This window comes from Thiorhodococcus mannitoliphagus, from assembly GCF_010915725.1.
Classification (GTDB): domain Bacteria; phylum Pseudomonadota; class Gammaproteobacteria; order Chromatiales; family Chromatiaceae; genus Thiorhodococcus; species Thiorhodococcus mannitoliphagus.
In genome coordinates this window covers 1-3,211 of the sequence record NZ_JAAIJR010000258.1, presented here as the reverse complement: position 1 = coordinate 3,211, position 3,211 = coordinate 1, and the positions used below count along the sequence as shown (strand labels likewise).

The 3,211-nt window shown below is 61.8% G+C and carries 5 protein-coding genes; 1 reads left to right on the top strand and 4 read right to left on the bottom strand.

Annotated features, from left to right (window positions below; all coding sequences use genetic code 11):
• Positions 1–362: 362 nt before the first annotated feature.
• The 3 genes from G3480_RS25740 to G3480_RS25730 form a co-directional block, all read right to left on the bottom strand.
• The gene (locus G3480_RS25740) at positions 363–929 is read right to left on the bottom strand and encodes a PIN domain-containing protein (protein WP_240906080.1); all 567 of its coding nucleotides are present in this window, start codon (positions 927–929) and stop codon (positions 363–365) included.
• Positions 926–1,180: a type II toxin-antitoxin system Phd/YefM family antitoxin gene (locus G3480_RS25735; protein ID WP_164657060.1), complete on the bottom strand. Its 255-nt coding sequence runs from the start codon at positions 1,178–1,180 to the stop codon at positions 926–928. The genes G3480_RS25740 and G3480_RS25735 overlap by 4 nt, the downstream gene beginning before the upstream one ends.
• A gap of 265 nt (positions 1,181–1,445) precedes the next feature.
• Positions 1,446–2,042, bottom strand: coding sequence for a GNAT family N-acetyltransferase (locus tag G3480_RS25730; protein WP_164657059.1), 597 nt, complete (start codon positions 2,040–2,042; stop codon positions 1,446–1,448).
• A 109-nt stretch (positions 2,043–2,151) separates the two neighbouring features.
• Here G3480_RS25730 and G3480_RS25725 point away from each other — a divergent pair, with 109 nt between their 5' ends.
• Entirely contained in the window at positions 2,152–2,799 is a 648-nt protein-coding gene (locus G3480_RS25725; protein WP_206171902.1) for a class I SAM-dependent methyltransferase, read from the top strand.
• A gap of 27 nt (positions 2,800–2,826) precedes the next feature.
• Here the strand turns inward: G3480_RS25725 and G3480_RS25720 are convergent.
• Positions 2,827–3,211 (bottom strand): penicillin-binding transpeptidase domain-containing protein (locus tag G3480_RS25720; protein ID WP_276611757.1); only part of this gene is annotated, 385 nt, incomplete at its 5' end.

The window sequence follows — 3,211 nt, the reverse complement described above, 5'->3', positions numbered from 1 at the left end:
CGGAGAAGCTCAAGGATCTGCTGGCGGGAACACGCTACGAAGATGGAATGCCGGTAACGGACGACCCACCGGAGGAGCAACGGGACGCCGCCTGATCCAAGGCACCCTCAGCTGGCATACACCAGATTTGACAATAGCTCTTCAGTCAGGCATGAGGAATTTTGAGGCGCAGAAGTGCGACTCTTTTGATTCTAAGTCTCTGTTTTATTGGGTGCCATGACTTATTGAGAAGTTATGGGATGAGCTCGTAAAATATTGATTTAAAATGAAAAGATCGCTAGCCTGACGGCTATGCCCCGTCGGCGGCAATCTGGTTGCCTCCATAGAGCACTGCACTGAGCGGTAATCCTCGACGTCTCAGATCAGCGCGGCACAAACGGGCGATGAGATGACGAAGAGACTCGTCGTCGAGGTCTTTGATGTGATCTGGGGTGATGTCGAAGATCGGATGTCGTGGCATCTGGCCAACTCTCCCCGTCAAACTGGGTCAAGCAAGGTCTAGACCGAACCCGTCCTTGAAGGGATTCTCGATTTGTAGCGTGCCCAGCAGTCTGCCGTCCTGAGAGATCCTCGGTGAGGAGTCGCGTCACTCCTGCGGTCTTGGCCGTTTCCACGATCATGGCGTCCCAAAAGGAGAAGCTTGCCTCCTCTTTCAGGCGCATGGCTCCGCGCAAAGCTCGACCATCCGCAACGACCACAGGGAACAGCTCCATCCAATCCTTGACCATGGCGGCAGCCTCCTCTACCGGCATCTTGTTCTTTCGCGTGACGGCGTGGAAGAACTCCGCCAACGCTTGGAGTGTCAGAACGCAATCCTTGTCAGCGAGTGCGTCCACAAGCCTGCACGCCGCGTCATGCTTGAGCCCTGCATCGGTATCAATGCTGTAGATGAGAATGTTGGTGTCGACGCTGAAGCGCACCTCGCTCATAAGTCGCGTTCGTGGAGGCTGTTTCGATCGACTCCAACGCCGCCGAGCTTATACCCACGACGCATCCGTTCATTCAGCCGCTCGCGGGCAGCCTGTTGCGCCTCGGAGAGGCGGGATTCGGGCTCGATCGGCAGCAGCCGCGCAATGGGCTTGCCGCGCCGGGTGATGATCACCTCAGCACCTTGCTCGACGCGTTCGAGATAGCGTGACAGGTGTTGATTTGCATCGCGGATGGAGACCATTTCCTGCATTTCGCTGCCTTGTGGGACGTTCTACCTTGAGGGGAGACTAGACCAGTCGCACGCATGGCACAAGCACAAGCACAAGCACAAGTCAGCCGAGGTAATGCTCCCCAGCGTCATATGCTCCAGTGCTTCGCCCGTCCACTACATACCATCACGTGAATATCGAGGAAGCTTCTCCACTTAGTCGTGCCCTCGAGTCAACCAAGGGTGAAAAGCCGGCGCTTCGCTGAGCGGTGAGCGACCGGAGCGCGGCGCAAAGTGAACACTGATATCACGACGCCGACCGACCGTTCCACGGGGCGCTTGCGTAACCCACCGAAACAAGCCGAACGACAGGTATCCGCGTAGACCGGTCTGCGCGACTGACTCGCGGGTGCGGAATCTTGGTGTGGGCGCCCTGCGCCGAACCATCCAGCGGCCGCTGCATGAGAAATCGCTCGAAGGCGATCCCATCCCGATCCGCATGCTCGATGCCAATCTGAACGAACCCCAGCTTGAGAAAGAGTGGGCGGCTGAGCAGGCTGGCCTCGGCGAAATAGCGGCCCGAGGTCGGTGCGGGGTGATCCTGCAGGGCTTGGCTCAGCATTCGAGTGCCGACACCCTGCCCGGCGGCGCGGCCAAGGACGTAGACGGAGGCGACGTGACCGTCGGCGCCGATCCCGCAGAATCCGACCGGGCGGCCGTCGACCTCGGCCACGAGGGTGTCGACGTCGCGGATGAAGGCCACGAACTCATCCTGCTCGGCAAAGCTGGCCCACACCCGCACCTGCTCGGCGCTGTAGAGCGGCGGCGCGAGGGCGTGGACCGCGGCGGCGTAGACCGTGCGCAGTGCCGGCACGTCTTCCAGTACGGCGTAGCGAAGGATCATGGCTGTATGCGCGCTCTCCTGATGAACAACATGGCCTGGTAGGCTTCGCCAAGGCCGACTTCAACAGCAACAGGCATTCGACGCCGTGCCGAGCAGGCACGGCGTGCTCATGACGCGTCACCCTCAGAGCACCACGCCGATGACCGATCCAACGCCGCGCTTCTGGGTGATCTTCTTCGCGGTCTACGAAGCCCTGCCGAGGCAGGGTCCGGGTAGCCGCGCCTGTACCGCACGCGCGCTCGGGCTGTGCCGCGAGCGGCCGCCGACGCCGGCGATCCTCGATCTGGGATGCGGCGTCGGTGGCCAAACCCTTCACCTCGCCGAGCTGACGGCGGGCTCGATCGTGGCGATGGACCGCCACGCACCAAGCATCGCACGGCTGACGGCGACCCTGGCCGAGCGCGGGCTTGCCTCGCGTATTCAGGCCATCGTTGGCGACATGGCCGACCCGAAACAGCCACCAGGGAGCTTCGATCTCGTCTGGTCCGAGGGCGCGCTCTACAACATCGGGATCGCCAAGGCGCTGCGGATCGGCCACGACTTGCTGCGTCCTGGCGGCTATCTCGCCTTCACGGACGCGGCCTGGTGGGACGACTTCTACACGCCCATGGAGCAGCGCATCGATCAGCTGCGCCGCACCGACGCCCAGGATGCCGAAGCCTTGGCCATCCTCGAGCAGATGGCCGAGGAGCCCGCGATGCACCGTCGCTCTTCGGAGCACTCTGCCTCCGAGTTCTTCGTCACGCGCCGCCCCTGATCCTTCTGACGACGACACGGCGCCTCGTCAGTCGATGACGCCCTTGGCCTGCAAGGCCGCCCGCGTCAACGCCGCCCGCAGCGGCAGGTCGTCGGCATCGCGCAGGTCGAGATTCAGCGCGAAGACCCAGGTCTCATCATGTGTCTCGACGTAGCCGACATACCAGCCGATCGACGGGGTCATGCGCGTCGACCAGCCGGTCTTGGCGCGCAACGTCCAATCCGGGGTCTGCTCGACGACCATGATGTCGCGCAGGGTATAGTGGACCCCGAAAATTGGACACGGATTTAAGTTATCGCCTCGCACATTAACGAGGAGAGCGACAGTGACAGAGAGGAATCGTAAGACCTTTTCGGCGAGCTTCAAGGCGAAGGTGGGGCTTGAGGCGATTCGTGGGGTCAAGACGACCAAC